This window comes from Leptothrix toolikensis (SeqCode), from assembly GCF_057922285.1.
This window is the reverse complement of record NZ_JBYSVC010000121.1, coordinates 1-4898: the sequence shown is the minus strand read 5'-3', so window position 1 is coordinate 4898 and position 4898 is coordinate 1. Positions and strand designations below refer to the sequence as shown.

Below are 4898 nucleotides of genomic sequence, written 5' to 3'. Positions count from 1 at the left end.
GCTGCTGCTGCTGCCGATGCTGCGCAAATGCAGCCCTTCGACAAGCTCAGCCCGAACGGGTCGGGGGGTGGCTCCCCTCGCCCGCGCTGCGGGAGAGGGGCCGGGGGTGAGGGCTGATGGGGCTCAGTCCGCGCTGTTTTGCGCATCCCCCACCGGCACGCAGGCACAAAACAGGTTTCGGTCGCCCCAGACGTTATCGACGCGGCCGACGGGGCTCCAGTATTTGTTTTGGCGCAAGGATGCCACCGGGTAGGCGGCGGTTTCGCGGCTGTAGGGGTGGGGCCAGTCGATTTTGAGCAGGCTCTCGGCGGTGTGCGGGGCGTTTTTGAGGGGGTTGTCCTCACGCGGCAGGAGGCCCGATGCGACGTGGGCTATTTCCTGCCGAATCGCCAGCATGGCGTCGCAGAAGCGGTCCAGCTCAATCAGCGGTTCGCTCTCGGTGGGTTCCACCATCAGCGTGCCGGCCACGGGGAAGGAGAGCGTTGGGGCGTGGAAGCCGTAGTCGATCAGGCGCTTGGCGACGTCTTCGGCACCGATGCCGGTGGCGTCTTTGAGCGGGCGCAGATCGAGGATGCATTCGTGCGCCACGCCGCCGCCTTTGACGCTGTCGATGCCACCGCTGAAGTGGATGTCGTAGGCGTCGCCCAAGCGGGCGGCGATGTAGTTGGCGCTCAGGATCGCCACTTCGGTGGCGGTTTTGAGGCCCTCAGCGCCCATCAAGCGCACGTACATCCAGCTGATTGGCAGCACAGCGGCGTTGCCGAGCGGTGCGGCGGACACGGCACCGACGCTTTGTGCCGTGCCGATGCCGGCCGTTCGGTGTGCCGGCAGGAACGGCACCAAATCGGCCACCACGCAGACCGGGCCGACGCCGGGGCCGCCACCGCCGTGCGGGATGCAGAAGGTCTTGTGCAGGTTCAGGTGACTCACGTCGCCGCCAAATTCACCCGGGGCGGCCACGCCGACGAGTGCGTTCATGTTGGCCCCGTCCACATAGACCCGACCACCGTGTTCATGCACCAGCGCGCAGATCGCCTTGACGTGGGTGTCAAAGACGCCGTAGGTCGAGGGGTAGGTGATCATGATCGCGGCGAGCCGGTCGCGGTGCTGTTCGCACTTGGCGCGCAGATCGACCAGATCAATGTTGCCTTCGATATCGCACTTGGTGACCACCACCTGCATGCCGGCCATCTGCGCCGAAGCCGGGTTGGTGCCGTGGGCGCTTTCCGGGATCAGGCAGATGCTGCGGTGTGCTTCGCCCCGGCTGGCGTGCCATGCCTTGATGACCAGCAGCCCGGCGTATTCGCCCTGCGAGCCGGCGTTGGGTTGCAGGCTGATGCCTTGGTAGCCGGTGGCTTGGCAGAGCCAGCCGGTGAGCTGCTCGTTCAGCGCCCAGTAGCCCGCCAGTTGATCGGCCGGGGCGAAGGGATGCACCCCGGCAAATTCCGGCCAAGTGATCGGGATCATCTCGGCGGTGGCGTTGAGCTTCATGGTGCAAGAGCCGAGCGGAATCATGCTGCGGTCCAGCGCCAGATCCTTGTCCGACAAGCGGCGGATGTAGCGCAGCATCTCGGTTTCGCTGTGGTGCGAGTTGAAGACCGGGTGCGTCAGGAACGCTGAGGTGCGGCGCAGCTCGGCCGGGATCAGCGGTGCGGTGCCGGCCAGCGCTTCGACGCTTGGAGGGGCGGCGTAAGGGGTGGCAAAGAGCGCCCACAGGGCTTCAAGGTCGGCGCGGGTGGTGGTCTCGTCGAGCGAGATGCCCACGGCGTCTTCACTGGCCGCGCGCAGGTTGCGGCCAGAGGCCTCGGCAGCGGCCATCAGCGCGTCACGCTGGCGGGCACCCACCACCACCAGCACGGTGTCGAAGGTGGTGGTGTGGACGGTTTGCACCCCGAGCTGGCGCAGGCCAGCGTCGAGGATGGCGGTGTAGGTGGCGATGCGCTGGGCGATGCGCTTCAAGCCCTGCGGGCCGTGATAGACCGCGAACATGCTGGCGACCACGGCCGGCAGGACTTGGGCGGTGCAGATGTTGGAGGTGGCTTTTTCGCGGCGAATGTGTTGCTCACGGGTTTGCAGCGCCAAGCGATAAGCCGGGTGGCCGTGGCTGTCCACGCTCACGCCCACCAGTCGGCCGGGCATGGAGCGCTTGTAGGCGTCCTGCGTGGCCAGATAAGCCGCGTGCGGGCCGCCCGCGCCCATCGGCATGCCGAAGCGCTGGGTCGAGCCGCAGGCAATGTCGGCCCCAAGTTCACCGGGGGGCACCAAGAGCGTGAGCGCCAGCAAGTCGGCCGCGACGATGGCCAGGCTGCCGGCGGCATGCACCGCGTCGATGATCGGGCGCAGATCACGCACCTGACCGTTGACGCCGGGGTATTGCAGCAGCACGCCAAAGGCCGGGGTCGCGGCCACGCTGGCGGCGATCTCGGTGGCGTGTACTTGATCGACCGTGATCCCCAGCGGCGCAGCGCGGGTGTGCAGCACGTCAAGGGTCTGCGGCAACACGTCGTGGGCGACGATGAAGCGGGTGGACTTCGACTTGCCAGCGCGCGCTGCCAGCGTCATCGCTTCAGCAGCAGCGGTAGCTTCATCAAGCATCGAGGCGTTGGCGATGGCCATGCCGCTCAGGTCGCAGACCATGGTCTGGAAGTTGATCAGCGCTTCCATGCGGCCTTGGCTGATCTCGGCTTGGTAGGGCGTGTAGGCGGTGTACCAGGCCGGGTTCTCTAGGATGTTGCGCAGGATGACGCCGGGCGTGTGGGTGCCGAAGTAGCCGCAGCCGATGTGCGAAGTCAACACGCGGTTCTTGGCCGCGATGGCTTTGAGCTCAGCCAGCGCGGCGGCCTCGCCCGTGGGCGCGGGCAGATCCATGGGGGCCGCGCGGCGGATGTTGGCCGGCACCACCGCGTCGATCAAGGCCGCACGGCTGGGGCTGCCGATGACCGCCAGCATGCGTTGCTCGTCCGAACTGTCTGGGCCGAGGTGGCGGGGGTGGAATTCGGCCAGGTTTTCAAGGCAAGACAGAGCAGATAAAGCAGGCATGGCGATCACTGGCAGGGGGAGGAGGGGGTGTGAGGCTTAGAGGCTTTGCAGCAAGGCGTCGTAGCCGGTGGCGTCGAGCAAGCCGTCGAGCTCAGCGGGGTGGGACAGACGCACCTTGAAGAACCAGCCCGAGGCCAGCGGATCGCTGTTGGCCAAGGAGGGGTCGTCGCGCAGGGCTTCGTTGACTTCGACGATCTCGCCGCTGACCGGGGCGTAGACATCGGCGGCGGCCTTGACCGACTCGACCACACCGGCCACATCGCCCTTGGCAAAGGTGGCTCCCACAGCGGGCAGATCGACAAAAACCACATCCCCCAGCGCGTCTTGGGCGTGCACGGTGATACCGACCACCGCAGCGGCGGTGTCAGCGGCGTTGATCCATTCGTGGTCGGGGCTGAACTTGATGCTCATGAAAAAAACTCCTGAAATGAAGCAGGTGGGTTGCAAGGAAGGAAAGCGCGATTCTGCGGGATCAGCCTCGGAAGTAGCGCTGGGGCACGAACGGCATGGCGCTGACTTGCATGGGGGTGCGCTTGCCGCGCACTTCGGCCAGCACGGCGCTGCCCACGGCGGCGTAGCGGCTGTCGATCCACGCCATGGCGATGGGGTGGCCCAAGGTGGGCGAGACCGTACCGCTGGTGACGCGGCCGATGCTTTGGCCCTCGGGGTTGAACAGGACCGCTCCTTCACGCACCGGCAAACGCTCCAGCCCGATCAGGCCGACCCGCTTGCGCTGGGGGCCGTCGCGCCACTGCTGCGCCAGCATGTCGGCCCCGGGGTAGCCGCCAGCCCGGGCACCGTCGGGGCGGCGCACCTTTTGCATTGCCCAGTTCAAACCGGCTTCGACCGGCGAAGTTTGCGTGTCGATGTCGTGGCCGTAGAGGCACAGACCCGCTTCGAGACGCAGGGTGTCGCGAGCGCCCAAGCCGGCGGGTGCCACTTCGGGCTGGGCCAGCAAGGCGCGGGCCAAGGCTTCGGCCGCTTCAGCGGGAACGGAGATTTCGAAGCCGTCTTCGCCGGTGTAGCCCGAGCGGGTCACAAAACAAGCCGCACCGGCCAACGTAAAGACCGCGCCGGTCATGAACGTCAAGGCGTTCACGCCGGGGTTCAGGCGCGCCAAGACAAGAGCGGCTTGTGGGCCTTGCAAGGCGAGCAAGGCTCGCTCAGGCATGGGGATGACTTGGCAGCGGTGATGACCACGTGTTTGACCGTTGTCACCGATGGTGCTTTGCAGATGGGCGATGTCGGCCGCCTTGCAGCCGGCGTTGACCACCAAAAAGAGATCGCCAAATTCGGCCACCGCATCCATGGGTGGGCGAGTGATCATCAGATCGTCGAGCAAGCCGCCTTGCTCGTTGGTGAAGAAGGCATAGCGCTGTTTGCCAGCACCGAGACCAAGCACATCGACGGGCACCAAGGTTTCAAGCGCCGCAGCGGCATCCGCGCCGACCAAGCGCACTTGGCCCATGTGCGAGACATCAAACAGGGCGGCCGCGCTGCGGCACTGGCGGTGCTCGGCCAAGATGCCAGCGGGGTATTGCACCGGCATGTCGTAGTCCGCAAAGGGCACCATGCGGGCACCGAGTTCGCGGTGCAGGGCATGCAAAGGGGTGACGCTCAGCGCGTCTTGGGGGCTCAGGGACATGATCACGGACCGATCTAAGGGCAAGAATGCACGCCACCGCTGCCGGTGGGCCTGCCCTCGCTGTCCGCTTTACCTGAGAGATTGACGCCCACATCGAGCGCTTGCCCCTTCGGTGGATGGCCTCCAGGGGCCACCTCTCTCCAGTGAGGATCACGGCAGCCCTTGCGGGCATGCCGTGTCTGCCAGTCCTTTGGCCTGAGCGTTCAGGTCGTGC

At 66.4% G+C, this 4898-nt stretch carries 3 protein-coding genes and 1 riboswitch; all 3 genes read right to left on the bottom strand.

Features of this window, described 5'->3' with window-relative positions; genetic code table 11:
* Window positions 1–123 precede the first annotated feature (123 nt).
* Entirely contained in the window at window positions 124–3039 is a 2916-nt protein-coding gene (gcvP, locus tag AC3VI7_RS12095; RefSeq protein ID WP_489669360.1) for an aminomethyl-transferring glycine dehydrogenase, read from the bottom strand.
* A gap of 36 nt (window positions 3040–3075) precedes the next feature.
* A complete protein-coding gene (gene gcvH, locus AC3VI7_RS12090; RefSeq protein WP_489669361.1) occupies window positions 3076–3450 on the bottom strand; it encodes a glycine cleavage system protein GcvH in 375 nt (124 codons plus the stop codon).
* Between the two features lie 61 nt (window positions 3451–3511).
* Window positions 3512–4684, bottom strand: a complete 1173-nt coding sequence (gene gcvT, locus AC3VI7_RS12085) for a glycine cleavage system aminomethyltransferase GcvT (RefSeq protein WP_489669362.1) — start codon at window positions 4682–4684, stop codon at window positions 3512–3514.
* Window positions 4685–4734: 50 nt separating this feature from the next.
* A riboswitch (glycine riboswitch) is annotated at window positions 4735–4838 on the bottom strand.
* Window positions 4839–4898 lie beyond the last annotated feature (60 nt).

What these genes read in the sequence shown, in the direction of transcription:
- gcvP (WP_489669360.1), bottom strand. Translation starts at nt 3,039, where the DNA reads ATGCCTGCTTTATCTGCTCTGTCTTGCCTTGAAAACCTGGCCGAATTC.
- gcvT (WP_489669362.1), bottom strand. Translation starts at nt 4,684, where the DNA reads ATGTCCCTGAGCCCCCAAGACGCGCTGAGCGTCACCCCTTTGCATGCC.
- gcvH (WP_489669361.1), bottom strand. Translation starts at nt 3,450, where the DNA reads ATGAGCATCAAGTTCAGCCCCGACCACGAATGGATCAACGCCGCTGAC.